Genomic DNA, 16,861 nt, shown 5'->3' with positions numbered 1-16,861 from the left:
ATCTGAACCCGTTCGATTTTCGCAAAAAGACCTGTGGCTACAACTTTAGGTGATTGGTTTCAGAATAGCTACAAGTATACTCCTAAAGTAGGCGGAATTACTGTAGGATATGCTGATATAAAATCCTACGACAATTCAGGAGTTGCTATCCATATAGCAAACATAGAAGATAATTGTCACTTTGGAGTAACTTTCTTCGGGAATTAAATAATTTTCACATTTAATTATCATCTTTTTAACGGTAGGTTAATACAACTTAATTATCATATTTTGTAAGTCAACTGAAAACAGGAGGAGTTATGGAGAGAAATGATAACTTTATAAAAGGTATTCGTTATGGTTGCGCACTATCTTTTACTTTTTGGTTTTCCCTTTACTGTTTGATGAAAATAATAAAAACCGGGTAATTGTAAATACCCGGTTTAAGCTATTTTCTTTTGTTCTTCTTGTTTATTTTTCAGCTTTCTACCTAACTTCATAGATGGTTTCTCGACTAAATAGTACGCAATACTTGCAACGATTACAGATATAACAATTGTACTTAATAAAATAATATAAATAGGAAGTACATCGTTAAAAGTGTAAATTAACGAGAATAGTATTATTGTATGGTAAAGGTATAGGCTGTAGGATATTTTACCTAAGAATAATATAGGCTTTAAATTTAAAAAACTTGAAAAGGATTCAGAAGATAGAGCAATTATAATAAATAACGAACTTCCTGCAGTAATTGCATATTCATTAATCAAAAATTTATGTATTAAGTTAATATGCGGGAATAATCCTTGATATGTATATGAAATAATCGCTATTAAAAATGCAATTATTTTTTTTGATTTGCTCATCTTTCCATAAAAACCAACAAGAAATTCTATATGCTTAGCCAGAAGAGCGCCTATCATAAATGAAGACATATAATGTACAGTTTTAGCAATATCCGTATTATAGATTGGCATGAATGTTTTAGTAAATACAAAAGAAACAAGGCTTAGCAATAGACAAATTATGATATTTGTTTTCCAATTAAATCGCAAAACAAAAACCATTAGAAAAGGAAAAATGATAGATATACGCATTTCGTGAACTAATGACCATATGACCGTGTTGTATTGATTCGAGTTGTAATAACCTAAAAATAAAATGTGATTTAAAATATCTAAGAATGAAGTATCATATGTCCAAATTCTGTTAAACCAATCGCTATACATTGAAATCCCGTTTTTTGATAACATAAGGGTTGCTGTAATAGCAAATATCATAGCTACGAAATAGGGAATGTAAATACGGAATGATCGTTTTACCAAGTAGGTTTTGTATTCTATCTTTTTATTTTTATAATATGGAAGTGACAATACAAATCCACTTAAAATGAAGAATAGTATAACTGACTCGTGACCAGACCATATCACACGTAGAGGCGTGTTGTTTAAAATATTAACTAGAAAATTGTTGCTTTGAATAGGATTCTCAGCATCGAATTCCGGGAATATTCTTAAACAATGATAAAATAATACAAAAAGTGCTGCTAAACCACGTAAAGAATCTAATTCTAAATAACGTTTATTCATTATGTTCTCCTTTGTTATGTGTTTATATATTCCAAGGATAATATTACCACGTTTTTTATATTAAATTTTACTTTTAATAAAATACGGATTTTATAGATTAAGAGGGGCACATAATGTGCTTCTCTTTTTATTTTGAAAGGAGTGGAATAATGAAAGAAATTCAGGATTTAAAGCAAGAGATTCTCCAAATTAAGTCTGATCAGAAAGATATAAAGAATGACATTCGAAGCTTAGAGTCTCGTACTTTAGGGAATGAAAAGGACATCATCAACATTAATAAACAATTAGATAAAATCAGTGCAAATACCACATGGATTCTCCGAATCATCATTGGGGCGATTGTAGCTGGGTTATTAGGATTACTAATGAAGGGTGGCATGTAATATGTCAAAAGAAAATATTAAAAAACGATTCCGCAACTGGAAAACATGGGTTGCGGTTTTTTCTTTACTTGGATTTTTATTTACGAAATTTGGTGTGCCAGAAGCTAAGAGCTTTTTGGATGAATTAGCACCTTATTTGCTGTCAGTTGGTATCGCATTAGGTATTTGGTCTGATCATGATGTAAATAGCGAAGGAGACGATAAATAATGGGTTACGTTGTAGATATTTCAAAATGGAATGGTGACATTAATTGGCCTATAGCAAAGCAATACATTGATTTCATCATCGCTCGTGTACAAGATGGTTCAAATTATGTAGATCCATTGTATAAAGGATATGTACAAGCCATGAAGCAACATGGTATTCCTTTTGGTAACTATGCATTCTGTCGCTTCGTTTCTGAAAATGATGCACGAATAGAAGCTCGTGACTTTTGGAATCGTGGAGACAAGAGCGCGACAGTATGGGTTGCGGATGTGGAAGTAAAAACAATGAATGATATGAGAGCGGGCACACAAGCATTTATTGATGAATTACGCCGATTAGGTGCTCAGAAAGTTGGTTTATACGTTGGTCATCATATGTATGCTCCGTTTGGTATGGCAAATGTAAAATCTGACTTTGTTTGGATTCCTCGTTATGGCGGTAACAAGCCAGCTTATCCATGCGATATTTGGCAATACACAGAGACAGGTAATGTCCCTGGTATTGGTAAGTGTGATTTGAATCAATTGATTGGCGATAAATCTTTATCTTGGTTTACTGGAGTAGAGGAAACAATGGCAGCTAGTCAATATGATTCTAGTTGGTTTACCAAACAAGACGGTGTATTCACTTTAGATAGAACAATCCATTTACGTGATAAACCAAGAGACGGCAATATTATTGCTACGCTTAATAAAGGTGATAATGTAACATATGATGCGTATGGTTATGAAAAAGACGGTTATGTGTGGATACGTCAACCGCGTTCAAACGGATATGGTTACATTGCAACAGGTGAAACTTCAAACGAAAAACGTGTTAGTAGTTGGGGTTCATTTAAATAGTAATCATAAAAAGGGCCGGCTCTTAATGAGTCGGCTTTTTTATTTAGTTTGGATTTCTGATCTATATTTATTAGGTAATGTTTTAACATGTTTCCCATTGAAAAATTTCCATTTTGGATCATCTTTCAGAATGTAAAAAACATCTTTAGTTACATAATACCCCATGTTTTTTAATAATAAATATAAAATAGTATCAAAAGTCCTAAATAATAAACGGTTAAAGGAATCTATTTCTTTATGTGTTTCAAATCCGATTTTTCCATTCTCATACTGTAGTTTATATTCCTTAATTTGCTTCATAGACGGATGTATAAATTGTGATAGTAAGGAGTAAAGATCATTCGTATCCGCAATCATAAGGTCCGTTAAACCTTTAAGTTCATTAATAGGACTAATAGAAGAACGAGGAATTTCTTTATATAAGTAATCCAGTTTTTCCTCTAATGTTTTTCCATGGCATATCTGATCGACAGCCGCATATTTTATTACCGCTTCTAACATATATCTTAATTCTCTCTTAGAAGCATTAAGCAATATTTCTCTAGACACCATATCTATAGATAGTAATGAACCTGCTAAATCAGCACAGCCGAATATTAAAGCTGATTCTTTATATAATGTATAATCTCGGCTAGTAGCTAATGGGATTACATATAGTCCTTTTCTAAAATCTTCTATTAAGGCCTTTGTATATGCAGCCGACTGTTTATAGGGTTGGGAATTCTGTACTTCTTCCTCATACCATTGTCTTTTCTCATCTAAAGATTTTTTATCAAAAGAATTTGTCATTATAATTCTCCCTTAATTATATTTCTATTTAGCAAATGAATATCGCAATCAGTAGTTTGTTATAAATCAGAAATTCTTCTAACTTGTTTTTCTTTCTTCTTAAAGTTCCTCTTATATTGTTTGAAGTCTTGTTTATCAACGTAAAATTTTTCACCAGTAGCTACATTTTTTACTAATCGTGTTTTCATGAAAAAGAATTTTGTATAATAGTAAACTAAAAAGGCCACTAAAGAGAAAGTAAATGTTGGAATAAATAGAATAACCGCAACGATTATCAACGCAACATCTACAGACGAATATATTGGCTTTAGCACTAAACGTTTCCCAGCTGCAGCTTGAGCTTGTTCTAATTGTTGCATACGTTGTAGCGATGCTACAGTATCATAACTCATGAGATAACCTCCGGATAATTAATAACAAAATCATTATATCAAACATTGGAGATATTAGGATTATTTATCAATGTTTACTGTATTGTATATAACTCTACTTGCTCAAGTAATTGAGTAACTTGCTTATGTCTTTCTTTAAGTTCATCTAAAGGTATATTTGTAATAGCAGCGTTTTGGATAAAAAAGTTTTTATGAGAATGCCATTTATAAATAAGGTGCGCAATCTCTGGCCGGTATTTGCATTTTAATAATAAAGCTCCAATACCCTTTTGTTTGGAATAAATATCCCTAATCAATTTGTCCTTTTCAAATGCTATTGGATTGGTAATCATGTTTAAATCCTCCTTGTAAAATTTTAATTGTACGAGGTTTAGATGGATCTCGCTGAATATAACCTTTCTCTTCTAAATGCATTAAATGCCCATGAACTGTGGAACTAGAAGCCAGTCCAGTCGCTTTACAGATTTCCCTTACAGTGGGAGGATATCCGTTTTCTATGACTTTTTCTTGGATGAATGTTAGTATTTCAGCTTGTCTAGGAGTTAATGGTTTCATTGTATGTATCCTCACTTTGTGTATGAAATATATAGCCATATAATACCAAGATAATGTCAAAAAATCAAACACTTGTTCGTATTTTTAAGGGGGTATTATGCTCCCATAAATTCTTTATCAAAGTAGAACTTGTCCATTAAGTTGTTTACAATTCCGTTGAAATAAGCGAATTTACCCTTCTTCATTTTTGCACCAGACTTAATTTTCATAACAAATTCTTTAATAGCTTTTAAGCCGATAGTAAGCTCCTGGTCCTTATCAAATGCTTTATCACCTGTAGAGAAATTTGTAACTTTATTGCACTGTCTTACGACCTTCCACAGTTCTTGAATTGTTTTAGATTCAGAATAGAAAGAGCTAGTTAAAGAAACGAAACGTTGTGGTACCCAGTGAGCAACAAAATCAGCTTGTTCAATATTCTCTTCTGGAGTATTGCCATTCTCATTACTATTACGTTTGTTTATATCTTTTATATTTTGTTTTAAGGAAACAGGGGTTGTTTTAATGGTAGGACACTTTTTAGGACTTTTAGTATCTACCTTGTCGGACACTTCTTCCACAATTGGTTGAATGATAATAGCGTTAGAAGTTTGTAACATATCGTTTGAACGCTTCATTGCTACTTGCTTAATCATCTCTAGATCCACAAGTTTCTTCATTAAACGTTGTACAGTTTTATATGAAACTTCCATTTTTTCAGCGATTCTATTTTTACATAGGAAACTAACACCTACATATTTACAACTGTGACGCTTTAAAATTTCAAGTAATGTAATAAGTTTAGATTGTACGTCAGTACGTTTAATAGACATACGGATAGTGTCTCTGTATGCACGTACAGTTTTATTTAGTTCTTCTACTTCTTTGAATGTAGAAAGATTGTGGAAGGCTTCTTTAGTTGCAATAACATCGATACGTTTTCTTTCCATATTATATGTCCCCTTTGTGGAAACAAAAAAGCAACGTCACCAATTTGGTAAACGTTGCTGAAGAAACCCTACATGATGTAAAATAATTCATGAGAGTATAGCAAGTGTTTACCTGGCGCAATCAGGTGGACGGTATATAGAGTGTTGGTCGCACTTTATATACAGGCTGTGCTCTTTTGTTTTGTCTCGAATTTTTTCGGTATTCAAGACTAGCTACTTGCGGGGCTGGGAAAACAGAGATGTTGTTTTACGGTATTAACGAAGCGCTTCAAAAAGGAGAAAGAGTTTGTATCGCAACGCCAAGAACGGATGTTGTTTTGGAATTAGCACCGAGATTACAAGAAGTATTTCCATATATAAAGGTAGCGGCTTTATATGGAGGGAGTGTAGATAAAGAAAAAGATGCAGTATTAGTCGTTGCGACCACGCATCAATTATTACGTTATTATAGGGCGTTTCATGTCATAGTTGTAGATGAGATAGATGCTTTTCCATATTGTGCAGATCAAATGTTACAGTACGCGGTAAAACAAGCGATGAAAGAAAAAGCGGCGCGTATTTATTTAACTGCGACTCCAGATGAAACGTGGAAGCGAAAATTTAGAAAAGGTGAACAAAAAGGTGTTATTGTTTCTGGACGATATCACCGTCATCCGTTGCCAGTTCCTTTATTTTGTTGGTGCGGGAATTGGAAAAAAAACCTCATTCATAAAAGAATTCCTCGAGTTTTACTACAGTGGTTACAAACATACTTAAATAAAAAATTCCCTATTTTTTTATTCGTCCCCCATGTGCGATATATAGAAGAAATAAGCTTGTTGTTAAAACCATTAAATAATCGAATTGAAGGTGTACATGCAGAAGATCCGGAGAGAAAAGAAAAAGTAGCGGCTTTCAGAAAGGGAGAAATCCCATTATTAGTTACAACGACAATTTTAGAGCGAGGCGTAACGGTGAAAAATTTGCAAGTCGCAGTTTTAGGGGCGGAAGAAGAAATATTTTCAGAAAGTGCGCTCGTACAAATTGCGGGCCGAGCAGGGCGGAGCTTTGAAGCACCGTATGGAGAGGTCATTTATTTTCACTATGGCAAGACAGAGGCGATGGTGCGCGCGAAAAAACATATTCAAGGTATGAATAAAAATGCGAAAGAACAAGGATTGATCGATTAATGCATTGTTTACTTTGTGATGAGTGTTTTGTAGAAAAGATTAGTTGGTACACTTTTTTTGTAAAGTGTCATAGAAAATATATATGTGATAGATGTGAGCAGAAACTTTCCTATATTATAGGAGAAATTTGCATGGAGTGCGGGCGACCTTTAGAATTTGTTCCTGCCTCATTTCAAGAAGACGGTATTTGTATAGATTGTATAAGGTGGACGAAAGAGGAGAAGTATCGTTCTTTTAAAAACCGTTCGTTATATATGTATGATGATGAGATGAAAGAAATAGTAGCACAGTTTAAGTTTCGGGGGGATGCAGAGTTAGTGCACATTTTTTATCGTCCTTTTCGAAGTTTATTTCAAAAGTATTTTGCCAATGTTTCAACCGTTATCGCTGTTCCGCTTAGTAAGGAAAGGGAAATTGAACGTGGTTTTAATCAAGCTGAGTTATTAGCAACTTGTTTGCCTGTCAAAATTTCTTATCCATCATTAAGAAGAAGGGAAACAGAAAAGCAAAGTAAGAAGACACGTAAAGAAAGGGTGTCAGGAAGCAATCCTTTTTATTTTCAGGGAGAAGAGATGTTTTCTGGGCAACATATTTTACTCGTTGATGACGTGTATACGACAGGGATTACAGTTAGGCAAATCGGAAGTTTGTTATATGAAAGAGGGGCAAGGGAAGTATCTAGTTTGACACTTTGTAGAAGTTAATATGGAAGTGTCGAAAGGGATAATAAAAAGGCGATAAGTCTTCTTTGACTTCATATGTTGTCATTCGTTATAGTCAAAATATGGGGCGAATGCCCTGATTTTTAGAGTGAAGGGAATGGAATGAACATGCAAGGAAGAGTGAAATGGTTCAATGCAGAAAAGGGATTTGGGTTTATTGAGCGTGAAGATGGTGACGATGTATTTGTCCATTTTTCTGCTATTCAACAAGATGGATATAAGTCATTAGAAGAAGGGCAACAAGTAGAGTTTGACATTGTAGATGGAGCACGTGGACCACAAGCAGCTAATGTTGTGAAACTGTAGGGTATATTGTTTTTGGAAGAGAAAGCTGCATTTGTGGCAACGTTATATATAGTAGAACCTCTTGTTTTTCGCAAGGGGTTTTTGTTATAGGATAAGTTGTCAAAAAGTTGTTTCTTTTCTGTAACGAATTGTCCACAGAAATATTCGTTATTCACGATGTTAATAGGATAAAATAAAGATAGAAACGATGCATCTTTTCATTTCAACAAAAAACGATAAAAAAATCGCAATTCCACTAATTTTTTTAAAAAAGTTAGAAGGAGTTTTTAAGCCAATGTCGAAATTATAATACATAGGCTTGAAAGGAGGAATTCATCTATGAAATTCAACATTCGTGGTGAAAATATTGAAGTAACTCCAGCATTAAAGGAATATGTAGAGAAAAAACTAAGTAAGTTAGAGCGTTATTTTGATACATTCCCAGAGATTAAAGTTAATTTAAAAGTATACTCTGACAAGCAACGTGTCGAAGTAACAATACCATTTACTGATTTATTACTTCGTGCAGAAGAAACTAATAGCGATATGTACGCTGCTATCGATTTAGTAGTTGATAAAATTGAGCGACAAATTCGTAAACATAAAACAAAAGTCAATCGTAAGTTACGTGAGAAAGGTTCTATGAAAACGAACTTTATCCTTCCAGAAGCAGTAGCTGTTTTGGATGAGGTAGAAGAAGATGAATTAGAACTTGTACGTACAAAACGATTCGATTTAAAACCGATGGACGTTGAAGAGGCAATCCTACAAATGGATATGCTAGGACATAATTTCTTCGTCTTCACAAATGCTGATACAAACGAAACTAATGTTGTATATGGCCGTAAAGATGGGAAATACGGTTTAATCGAAACTAAATAATAATTCGAAAGCGCAGCCGAAATGGCTGCGCTTTTTTTGTATTTTTCGCAGCAAGGTTAAAAAAGTTTTATAAGTAGCCGATTTCATTAAGAAGTGATTTTTAGGCGGTATTTCCTCAAAACAGCAGGAGAAAATTCGAAACTTAGAGAGGTGAGTTACTCTTTATTATTTGGAACAAGCATAGGAATGTAGCTACCTTTACAAGTAATTCTTTGCTAGGGATATAGTATTGTTTTTAAAAATTTAACGAAATGTTCGCAAGTGTAAAAGTAATATTAAATATTCTGAAATCCATTGAAGGTGTGTTGAGGTGTTGTTACCATAATATTGTATTATATTGATTTTATTCATTCAGTGGAAAAATACAATCAATATAATGCTACAAATTATCGGAGGTGCTTTTAGTGAGCATTAAGAAAAAAAGTCGTTTTATATTTGGATCTGTTTTATCGTTAGGTATTTTAGCTAGTACTTTCGCTTTAACCGAACCGGCTAAGGCTAGTACAAGGGATGACCATGTGAATTTTACCTTTAGACTTTGGAGTCCATATGATTATACTAATGCACGTCCTAAAGAGACGCCTACCTCTATGTATATGCGTGTGAAGAGCAGTGAGAAGGGCGGAGGTTCTTTCAATGTTTGGACAGAAGCAGATAAAAATAAAAATGCAGAAGATAGAAAATGGGTAAATGTTTCAGGTAAGCATGAAGGAACAGTGATACCAGGTAGAACATATCTTTTTCAAAATTATGCATATGAAAACCATGGGAAAAATGTGCCTGTGAGATTTGGTGGTTATTCTAGAGAAAATAATGCTTATCCTACTGCTTGGAGTCCTGATAGTGTAAGACCTAGTGGACCTTACATTGAATATTGATTTAGAAATTATAAATTGAAATTATTTATTTTATAGTGCTAGAAAAAGTCGTATAGTTTCAAATCCGGATTATACGACTTTTCCTGTTATTTCATTTTTAAAATAGGAGGAGCTGTAATGAGGTTTATTTCAAAAAATATTTTAGTTTGTTTTTTTATATTGAGTATTAGTTTCTTAGTTTCTTGTCAAAAGAAAGTAGATGAACCTATTGTACATATTGAAGATACTTTAACGGAAAAAGATAATTTGAAAAGTATTGAATTAAAAGGAATTAACAAAAATACTATTTTTGAACAAGTGTTTTTGGAAAGTGAAAATGGTGATGATTTCTTTCAAGGACAAATAGAAAAAAATGATAGTTTAATAGAGGATAAGCTTTCAAATAAAAAATTGAAATTAGGAGTTATACCAGAAAATTATTATGTTTTTTTGACGGGTGTTACGAATAAGAAAAAACCAACGTATCTCTTGGGACGGATTGAACAAACTGATGGAGAAGTAATTCAGTGGAAACAAGAAGTTAAGAGTGTAAAAAGAAAAGGCACAAATGATGTTTATCAGTATGAAGTTGAGTTTCCTAAATTTGAAGGAGAGAGAGCAAATGTTTCTTTTCGTTACATTTGGTTAAATAAAGAAAAGAAATGTTATGGTGTTGCGGATCAATTGTTCATATTAAAAAAGATTTAAATTTAATGGTTTATGGATGAGCTATAGATGAGTTACTTTTTAGGAAGGATTTTAAAAGGTAGGATGTTTTGGTTGTCTTTATTTATTATGTTAGTAATTGTTATTGCTCAATATATTGCTATGTTTGTGACAACTAAAGGATTTAACGATGCTGGGATTATAAAGGTATCCCCATATTTATCTAATATTTTATATTTTAATAGATTATCGTTTTATAGTGAGTTTTATTTACTTATATTTCCTATGCTTTCCGCAATGGCTGTAGCAGGGATTTATAGAATTGATAAAAATTATGGATTTATTTATCCTGTTATTTCTAAGATGGGAACATGTTATTATTTTAAGCTGCTTTATTTTATTAATTTTATTGTATCTTTTTTTATTATAAGTGTCCCTTTACTATTTAATTTTTATTTATATGTGATGACTTATCCAACAGTTGCTCCGCATCCAATATTAAATTATATGGCTTCTACTGTTTCGCCAACAGCTCAATTTCATATAGTTTATTATAAGTACCCTACTTTATATTTTCTAATGTATGTATTTTTAAATGGTTTATACGGTGCGGTTTTTTCGAGTTTAGCTTTATCAGTTTCGTTTTTTATAAAACGAGTTTATTTTATTTATTTAGTTCCATTTATTTTACATATTTTTTGGCTTGGTATTGGAAAAGGGATTCTCAATCCTAAAGATTATTTAATTAAAGATTTTGGCTTTTTTGAATTACAAATTTTTCTTAGTGTACTGTTATGTATTTGGTTTTGTTCTGTAGTTCTTTATTTACGGGGGAGTAGGAAGCATGTTCTTTTATAATGTTATGAAAGAAACTATAAGGATGAAATATGTTTGGTTAAGTATTCTCTTTTTACTTAATGTCAGTATCATTGGTTGTTTGTTCAATTATTTTGAAACCGGAATTATAAAAGAGCAAATGAACGAATTGGAAGCTTTGTATAAGGTTATGTCGTTGTATAATTTGTCGACTATATTTATTCCTTTAACAATTGTTTTTTCTGTATATTCTATGTCGAACTTTTTTAGTATTTATGTTGTTTACAGAGTGAATAATGCATTGAAATTAGTTTCTATATATTATTTAAAATTATTCGTTTTTGTTTACTTTTTTGCTGGGAGTATGATTTTACAGTTGTTTTTGATGTCAACTATGATGGCTGTAACTAGTGTTGATGTAAATTATCCATTATTATTTTGCATTCAATTATTTGCGAGTGTTTTTATATGTATGATAAGTGCTTTATTGCAATTATTTTTACCTAGTTTACTTGTAATAATATGTATGATTACTGCTGTTTTATTAGATAGATTTATATTACATGGATTTTTATTTACAAATGCTTTTTATATAAATGTCTTTGAAGATGCTACTGGTTTATTTATACGCTTATTTGGCTGTTTTTTTATCTTTTTTATAAGTGTATGGATTTTATCTAAAAAAAGTTATATTTCTATGAATGATGAGACAGAGGTGGTCTAGTTTACATTATGATCTTATATTATTTGTTAAAAAGAGATTTATATGTAAGGTTTCGAGATTCCATCAAGATAATGGTTTTTTAATTCTTAATTTACGCTATTATTGCAATTGCTTTTTTAGACAATCAGCCTCTTAGTAATGGTAAAGAATCTGTATTAGTAGATGTTACCTTTTATCGATTTTTTCATGGAGTAGACTTTGTGGATTTATCTTATTTTTATAAGGAGGGGCGATTTTCTATCCCTTTTTATTGGATATTCTTTCAAATCACTCCTTTGTTGCTTGTAGGGGATTTTGCTTTTTCAGATATTCAACAGAATGGTGTTTATTTATTTCCTCGTGTTAAGAAGAAGCATTTTCTGTGGTTAACGAAAATATTATCTTTGTTTTTTTATATAATTATTATTTGGATTGGTATGTATTTTATTTGGTTTAGCGCTTACTATTTGCTTTCTTTAGGCGAGTATAATTTTTTAAATTTATATAGTCAATTTCCTTATAAGATATTAGGTACTATGCTAATTCAAATAATTATAAGCTTTTTATTAGCTTTGATTTTTGAGTTCTTAACTTTTTATATACCGATAACTATTGTTTTTGTACTAATGTTGTTGTACCTATTTTTGTCTATTTTCTTTCATAGTATTTATTTTTTAGGCTCTTTTGTTATGCCAAATCGTTGGTATTTTGTTGATCACAGTTCAATTCAATTGACTTTAGGTAATAATCAATCTATTCAATATAATGATTTACTTTTAATAGGAGTAGTAATTGTTGTTGTAATGATTTTATTAGGTAGTTTTTGTTTTAAAAAACTAGATGTGATAGGTGAATAATTTATGGACAATTATATTAAATGTGAATGTATGACGAAAAGATTAAAAGGAAATATTGTGTTAGATAATATTAGTTTGTCAGTAAAAAAAGGCGAATTTTTAGTTTTGAAGGGGCATAATGGCTCTGGTAAAACGATGATTTTACGCGCTATATCAGGGTTAATGCGTTTGAATTCTGGAGTTGTTTATATAGATAATGAAATAATTGGAAAACAAAAGCAATTTCCTGATTCTATGGGAATATTGATTGAATATCCAAGTTTTATTCCAGGGTATACTGGTTTTCAGAATTTGAAATTTTTATCATCGATTAATATTATAAATCTCCGATGAGGAGATTTATAATATTATTCAAAGGGTTGGACTTGATAAAACAGATAAGAGAAAGTATAAAAGATACTCTTTAGGTATGAAACAACGTTTAGGGATAGCGCAAGCTTTAATGGAACAACCAAAATTACTGTTATTAGACGAGCCAACTAATGCTTTAGATAGTGATGGGATAAAAGATGTTTTAGATATTTTGAAAGTAGAAAAAGCCAAGGGAACGACTATTGTTGTAGCCAGTCATGATGTGCATGTTCTAGATAATGAAATGGTAGATCGTATTGTACATGTTAATAATGGAAAGTTGGTAGATTAAGAGTGACGAGAAAACATATCTTAATAAGTATTGGATTATGTCTGTTGCTATGTATATTTGCTAGTTTATTAAGATTTAAAACATTAAATCTTAATAATGAATCTTATAAAGTGGTAAAAGATGAGTTTTTATCTAATAGAACTTTTGAAGATGGGCAAGGAGTTACGTTTCATGCACTCAATCCTCTTGATCCTACAAAAGTTTATGATCCCTATGAAGACCGTGAAGTAGTGACGTATGTTTTACCTTTAGATATTACAAATACAACAAATCGAGATATTAACTTGCTTAGTAATAAGTCTATTTCCGATACAATGTTTTATTCTAAAATAGGTGAGTTTTATAATTTAATCCCTTATTCAATGGAATTACCTAAAAAATATCAGTTTGATCCTGTAATACCTGCTGGTAAAACAGTACGAGGGTATATAGGGACAAATTATTTTATAGGAGATGACCCTTATAAAAATTATAAAAACTTTTCAAATGAATCAACTAAAGTGAAATTCATTTCTTGTATAAAGGATAAGAAAGGGAAATATCATGAATTAGAAATACCGATAAATTAATAAAATTTATGATTGATACAGCTATATTTTAATGGTGTTTGTAGATCTTGCAACATAACAATATCTTTTAAAGTCGGAGTTTTTTTGTAGGTGTAAGTATCTATGGATGCTGCACCTGCAAAGTTTCCGGCTTTTTGTAATTGTTGATTTAGATTTTATTAAGGAATTTCTGGTAGTCATATTCTTTAAAAGGAAACTTGAAAGAATATGACTTAGATTGAATACGAAATTTGTAACGTGAAATTGAAATAGCGAGACAGAGAAAAGGAACGTAACAAATGAAATAAAAACTTTTTTTGAATATAAGGCCCGACATCTTGCCGATTGTTGTCATAGTTATGAGACAAGTGTTACAATTATCATTAGGTATATACATTTTAGTTTTTTTAATTAGGAGAAAAATTGGCATAACATACATTTGATTTTTATAACGACTGATTGTAATAGAGAAAAAGAAAAACAATCGGAAGTTTTATTTTAATAAAAAGAGGAGCGTATTTCCTATGATCGGTATTTTAAAAAAGGTGTTTGATGTAAATCAACGCCAAATTAAACGTATGCAGAAAACAGTTGAGCAAATTGATGCATTAGAGTCATCTATTAAGCCACTAACTGATGAACAATTAAAAGGAAAGACGCTTGAATTTAAAGAACGTCTAACAAAAGGTGAAACAGTAGATGATCTACTACCTGAAGCTTTCGCGGTTGTTCGCGAAGCGGCAACTCGTGTTCTTGGAATGCGTCCATATGGCGTACAGTTAATGGGTGGTATTGCCTTACATGAAGGGAATATTTCTGAGATGAAAACGGGTGAAGGTAAAACGTTAACATCTACATTACCTGTATATTTAAATGCTTTAACAGGAAAAGGTGTTCATGTTGTTACAGTCAATGAATATTTAGCACAACGTGATGCGAGCGAAATGGGACAACTTCATGAGTTCCTTGGCTTAACGGTAGGAATTAACTTAAATAGTATGTCACGCGAAGAGAAACAAGAGGCTTATGCTGCTGATATTACGTATAGCACAAATAATGAGCTTGGATTCGATTACTTACGTGATAACATGGTTTTATATAAAGAGCAGTGCGTTCAACGTCCACTTCACTTTGCTATTATCGATGAAGTCGATTCTATTTTAGTCGATGAAGCACGTACGCCGCTTATTATTTCAGGACAAGCTCAAAAATCAACAGAGCTATACATGTTTGCAAATGCATTTGTTCGTACGTTAGAAAATGAAAAAGATTATTCATTTGATGTGAAAACGAAAAATGTAATGCTAACAGAAGATGGTATTACGAAAGCGGAGAAAGCTTTCCATATTGAAAACTTATTCGATTTAAAACATGTAGCACTTCTTCACCATATTAATCAGGGACTTCGTGCACACGTTGTTATGCACCGTGATACAGATTATGTTGTACAAGAAGGCGAAATCGTAATTGTAGACCAATTCACTGGTCGTCTTATGAAAGGTCGTCGTTATAGCGAAGGATTACACCAAGCGATTGAAGCAAAAGAAGGTGTAGAAATTCAAAATGAAAGCATGACGCTTGCAACAATTACATTCCAGAACTACTTCCGTATGTATGAAAAATTATCTGGTATGACTGGTACAGCGAAAACAGAGGAAGAGGAATTCCGTAACATTTACAATATGAACGTTATTGTAATTCCGACAAACAAACCGATTATTCGTGATGATCGTGCCGATTTAATCTTTAAATCAATGGAAGGTAAGTTCAATGCTGTTGTTGAGGATATTGTAAATCGTCATAAACAAGGGCAACCTGTTCTTGTAGGTACAGTTGCAATTGAAACTTCAGAGCTTATTTCAAAAATGTTAACGCGTAAAGGTGTACGTCATAACATCTTAAATGCGAAAAACCATGCTCGTGAAGCAGATATCATTGCAGAGGCTGGTATGAAAGGTGCTGTAACAATCGCGACGAACATGGCAGGTCGTGGTACAGATATTAAGCTTGGAGACGATGTGAAAAACGTTGGTTTAGCAGTTATCGGTACAGAGCGTCACGAAAGTCGTCGTATTGATAATCAGTTACGTGGTCGTGCTGGTCGTCAAGGGGACCCTGGTGTTACGCAGTTCTACTTATCGATGGAAGATGAATTAATGCGCCGATTTGGTTCAGATAATATGAAAGCAATGATGGACCGCCTTGGTATGGATGATTCTCAGCCAATTGAAAGTAAAATGGTTTCTCGTGCGGTAGAATCTGCACAAAAACGTGTTGAAGGAAATAACTATGATGCACGTAAGCAGTTACTGCAATATGATGATGTACTTCGTCAACAACGTGAAGTTATTTACAAACAGCGTCAAGAGGTAATGGAGTCTGACAACTTACGCGGCATTATTGAAGGTATGATGAAATCTACAGTAGAACGTGCTGTTGCCCTTCATACACAAGAGGAAATTGAAGAAGATTGGAACATTAAAGGTCTTGTTGACTACTTAAATACAAACCTTCTTCAAGACGGAGATGTAAAAGAAGAAGAATTACGTCGCCTTGCTCCTGAGGAAATGAGCGAACCGATTATCGCGAAATTAATAGAGCGATACAATGAAAAGGAAAAGCTTATGCCAGAAGAGCAAATGCGTGAGTTTGAGAAGGTTGTTGTATTCCGCGTTGTAGATACGAAATGGACAGAGCATATTGATGCGATGGATCACCTTCGTGAAGGTATTCATTTACGTGCTTACGGTCAAATCGATCCACTTCGTGAGTACCAAATGGAAGGGTTCGCGATGTTCGAGTCAATGGTTGCCTCTATTGAAGAGGAAATTTCTCGTTACATTATGAAAGCTGAAATTGAACAAAACTTAGAACGTCAAGAAGTTGTTCAAGGTGAAGCTGTTCATCCTTCTAGCGATGGCGAAGAAGCAAAGAAAAAGCCAGTTGTAAAAGGTGACCAAGTGGGCCGCAACGATTTATGTAAATGTGGTAGCGGTAAAAAATATAAAAACTGCTGTGGTATCGTTCAGTAATATAGGACGGTAGCT

18 protein-coding genes and 3 pseudogenes are annotated in these 16,861 nt (G+C 32.6%); 15 read left to right on the top strand and 6 right to left on the bottom strand.

From position 1 onward, the window contains the following. Positions 1 to 422 precede the first annotated feature (422 nt). The gene (locus NST86_RS26440; protein ID WP_340934629.1) at positions 423 to 1,568 is read right to left on the bottom strand and encodes an acyltransferase family protein; all 1,146 of its coding nucleotides are present in this window, start codon (positions 1,566 to 1,568) and stop codon (positions 423 to 425) included. A gap of 149 nt (positions 1,569 to 1,717) precedes the next feature. On the opposite strand from NST86_RS26440, the gene NST86_RS26435 reads away from it, so the two are divergent. The 3 genes from NST86_RS26435 to NST86_RS26425 are packed head-to-tail and all read left to right on the top strand — an operon-like array spanning position 1,718 to position 3,001. Then, positions 1,718 to 1,951, top strand: a complete 234-nt coding sequence (locus tag NST86_RS26435) for a hemolysin XhlA family protein (protein WP_340934628.1) — start codon at positions 1,718 to 1,720, stop codon at positions 1,949 to 1,951. 1 nt (position 1,952) lies between these two features. Next, positions 1,953 to 2,159 (top strand): hypothetical protein, encoded by a 207-nt coding sequence (locus tag NST86_RS26430; protein ID WP_061657754.1) that lies wholly within the window; start codon positions 1,953 to 1,955, stop codon positions 2,157 to 2,159. Then, positions 2,159 to 3,001 carry a GH25 family lysozyme gene (locus NST86_RS26425; protein WP_340934627.1) on the top strand — a complete coding sequence of 281 codons (843 nt, stop codon included), beginning with the start codon at positions 2,159 to 2,161 and terminating at the stop codon, positions 2,999 to 3,001. Before NST86_RS26430 ends, NST86_RS26425 begins: the two co-directional genes overlap by 1 nt. Positions 3,002 to 3,040: 39 nt before the next feature. On the opposite strand, the gene NST86_RS26420 is transcribed toward NST86_RS26425, so the two are convergent. From NST86_RS26420 to NST86_RS26400, 5 genes and pseudogenes are all read right to left on the bottom strand, one after another. Next, positions 3,041 to 3,790 carry a hypothetical protein gene (locus NST86_RS26420; protein WP_340934626.1) on the bottom strand — a complete coding sequence of 250 codons (750 nt, stop codon included), beginning with the start codon at positions 3,788 to 3,790 and terminating at the stop codon, positions 3,041 to 3,043. 59 nt (positions 3,791 to 3,849) lie between these two features. Beyond that, the gene (locus NST86_RS26415; RefSeq protein ID WP_340934625.1) at positions 3,850 to 4,182 is read right to left on the bottom strand and encodes a hypothetical protein; all 333 of its coding nucleotides are present in this window, start codon (positions 4,180 to 4,182) and stop codon (positions 3,850 to 3,852) included. A gap of 74 nt (positions 4,183 to 4,256) precedes the next feature. Then, on the bottom strand, positions 4,257 to 4,514 hold the full coding sequence (locus NST86_RS26410; RefSeq protein ID WP_340934623.1) for a hypothetical protein: 258 nt from the start codon (positions 4,512 to 4,514) through the stop codon (positions 4,257 to 4,259). After that, a pseudogene (locus NST86_RS26405) lies at positions 4,492 to 4,737 on the bottom strand (LexA family protein); the annotation flags it as partial. The pseudogene NST86_RS26405 and the gene NST86_RS26410, both read right to left, overlap by 23 nt. Positions 4,738 to 4,832: 95 nt before the next feature. Beyond that, entirely contained in the window at positions 4,833 to 5,666 is an 834-nt protein-coding gene (locus tag NST86_RS26400) for a helix-turn-helix domain-containing protein (protein ID WP_340934620.1), read from the bottom strand. 212 nt (positions 5,667 to 5,878) lie between these two features. Here NST86_RS26400 and comFA point away from each other — a divergent pair. The 12 genes and pseudogenes from comFA to secA all read left to right on the top strand — a co-directional run. Continuing rightward, positions 5,879 to 6,835: pseudogene (gene comFA / locus NST86_RS26395) on the top strand (ATP-dependent helicase ComFA); the annotation flags it as partial. After that, a complete protein-coding gene (locus tag NST86_RS26390; protein WP_033683590.1) occupies positions 6,835 to 7,539 on the top strand; it encodes a ComF family protein in 705 nt (234 codons plus the stop codon). The pseudogene comFA and the gene NST86_RS26390, both read left to right, overlap by 1 nt. A 126-nt stretch (positions 7,540 to 7,665) precedes the next feature. Further along, positions 7,666 to 7,863, top strand: coding sequence for a cold shock protein CspC (gene cspC / locus NST86_RS26385; RefSeq protein ID WP_001990088.1), 198 nt, complete (start codon positions 7,666 to 7,668; stop codon positions 7,861 to 7,863). A gap of 318 nt (positions 7,864 to 8,181) precedes the next feature. After that, the gene (gene hpf, locus NST86_RS26380; RefSeq protein ID WP_000671186.1) at positions 8,182 to 8,724 is read left to right on the top strand and encodes a ribosome hibernation-promoting factor, HPF/YfiA family; all 543 of its coding nucleotides are present in this window, start codon (positions 8,182 to 8,184) and stop codon (positions 8,722 to 8,724) included. A 404-nt stretch (positions 8,725 to 9,128) separates the two neighbouring features. Then, positions 9,129 to 9,602, top strand: coding sequence for a hypothetical protein (locus NST86_RS26375; protein WP_227593298.1), 474 nt, complete (start codon positions 9,129 to 9,131; stop codon positions 9,600 to 9,602). A 117-nt stretch (positions 9,603 to 9,719) separates the two neighbouring features. Beyond that, positions 9,720 to 10,289, top strand: a complete 570-nt coding sequence (locus NST86_RS26370; RefSeq protein WP_061664408.1) for a hypothetical protein — start codon at positions 9,720 to 9,722, stop codon at positions 10,287 to 10,289. A 27-nt stretch (positions 10,290 to 10,316) separates the two neighbouring features. After that, a complete protein-coding gene (locus tag NST86_RS26365; protein WP_000120044.1) occupies positions 10,317 to 11,105 on the top strand; it encodes a hypothetical protein in 789 nt (262 codons plus the stop codon). Then, the gene (locus tag NST86_RS26360; RefSeq protein ID WP_000466507.1) at positions 11,092 to 11,787 is read left to right on the top strand and encodes a hypothetical protein; all 696 of its coding nucleotides are present in this window, start codon (positions 11,092 to 11,094) and stop codon (positions 11,785 to 11,787) included. The genes NST86_RS26365 and NST86_RS26360 overlap by 14 nt, the downstream gene beginning before the upstream one ends. Positions 11,788 to 11,876: 89 nt before the next feature. Further along, positions 11,877 to 12,623: a hypothetical protein gene (locus NST86_RS26355; RefSeq protein ID WP_227593301.1), complete on the top strand. Its 747-nt coding sequence runs from the start codon at positions 11,877 to 11,879 to the stop codon at positions 12,621 to 12,623. Positions 12,624 to 12,626: 3 nt separating this feature from the next. Beyond that, positions 12,627 to 13,266 (top strand): annotated as a pseudogene (locus tag NST86_RS26350) (ATP-binding cassette domain-containing protein). Positions 13,267 to 13,307: 41 nt separating this feature from the next. Next, on the top strand, positions 13,308 to 13,835 hold the full coding sequence (locus tag NST86_RS26345; protein WP_033668381.1) for a hypothetical protein: 528 nt from the start codon (positions 13,308 to 13,310) through the stop codon (positions 13,833 to 13,835). A gap of 503 nt (positions 13,836 to 14,338) precedes the next feature. Next, entirely contained in the window at positions 14,339 to 16,846 is a 2,508-nt protein-coding gene (secA, locus tag NST86_RS26340) for a preprotein translocase subunit SecA (RefSeq protein WP_000579388.1), read from the top strand. Positions 16,847 to 16,861: the final 15 nt, after the last annotated feature.

The organism is Bacillus sp. FSL L8-0199 (genome assembly GCF_038005705.1).
GTDB classification, from domain to species: Bacteria; Bacillota; Bacilli; order Bacillales; family Bacillaceae_G; genus Bacillus_A; species Bacillus_A cereus.
This window is presented reverse-complemented; position numbering and strand designations above follow the sequence as displayed.

Coding starts and splice junctions, on each gene's coding strand:
- NST86_RS26440 (WP_340934629.1), bottom strand. CDS start 1,568: ATGAATAAACGTTATTTAGAATTAGATTCTTTACGTGGTTTAGCAGCA.
- NST86_RS26435 (WP_340934628.1), top strand. CDS start 1,718: ATGAAAGAAATTCAGGATTTAAAGCAAGAGATTCTCCAAATTAAGTCT.
- NST86_RS26400 (WP_340934620.1), bottom strand. CDS start 5,666: ATGGAAAGAAAACGTATCGATGTTATTGCAACTAAAGAAGCCTTCCAC.
- hpf (WP_000671186.1), top strand. CDS start 8,182: ATGAAATTCAACATTCGTGGTGAAAATATTGAAGTAACTCCAGCATTA.
- NST86_RS26410 (WP_340934623.1), bottom strand. CDS start 4,514: ATGATTACCAATCCAATAGCATTTGAAAAGGACAAATTGATTAGGGAT.
- NST86_RS26415 (WP_340934625.1), bottom strand. CDS start 4,182: ATGAGTTATGATACTGTAGCATCGCTACAACGTATGCAACAATTAGAA.
- NST86_RS26390 (WP_033683590.1), top strand. CDS start 6,835: ATGCATTGTTTACTTTGTGATGAGTGTTTTGTAGAAAAGATTAGTTGG.
- NST86_RS26360 (WP_000466507.1), top strand. CDS start 11,092: ATGTTCTTTTATAATGTTATGAAAGAAACTATAAGGATGAAATATGTT.
- NST86_RS26425 (WP_340934627.1), top strand. CDS start 2,159: ATGGGTTACGTTGTAGATATTTCAAAATGGAATGGTGACATTAATTGG.
- secA (WP_000579388.1), top strand. CDS start 14,339: ATGATCGGTATTTTAAAAAAGGTGTTTGATGTAAATCAACGCCAAATT.
- NST86_RS26370 (WP_061664408.1), top strand. CDS start 9,720: ATGAGGTTTATTTCAAAAAATATTTTAGTTTGTTTTTTTATATTGAGT.
- cspC (WP_001990088.1), top strand. CDS start 7,666: ATGCAAGGAAGAGTGAAATGGTTCAATGCAGAAAAGGGATTTGGGTTT.
- NST86_RS26420 (WP_340934626.1), bottom strand. CDS start 3,790: ATGACAAATTCTTTTGATAAAAAATCTTTAGATGAGAAAAGACAATGG.
- NST86_RS26365 (WP_000120044.1), top strand. CDS start 10,317: ATGAGTTACTTTTTAGGAAGGATTTTAAAAGGTAGGATGTTTTGGTTG.
- NST86_RS26430 (WP_061657754.1), top strand. CDS start 1,953: ATGTCAAAAGAAAATATTAAAAAACGATTCCGCAACTGGAAAACATGG.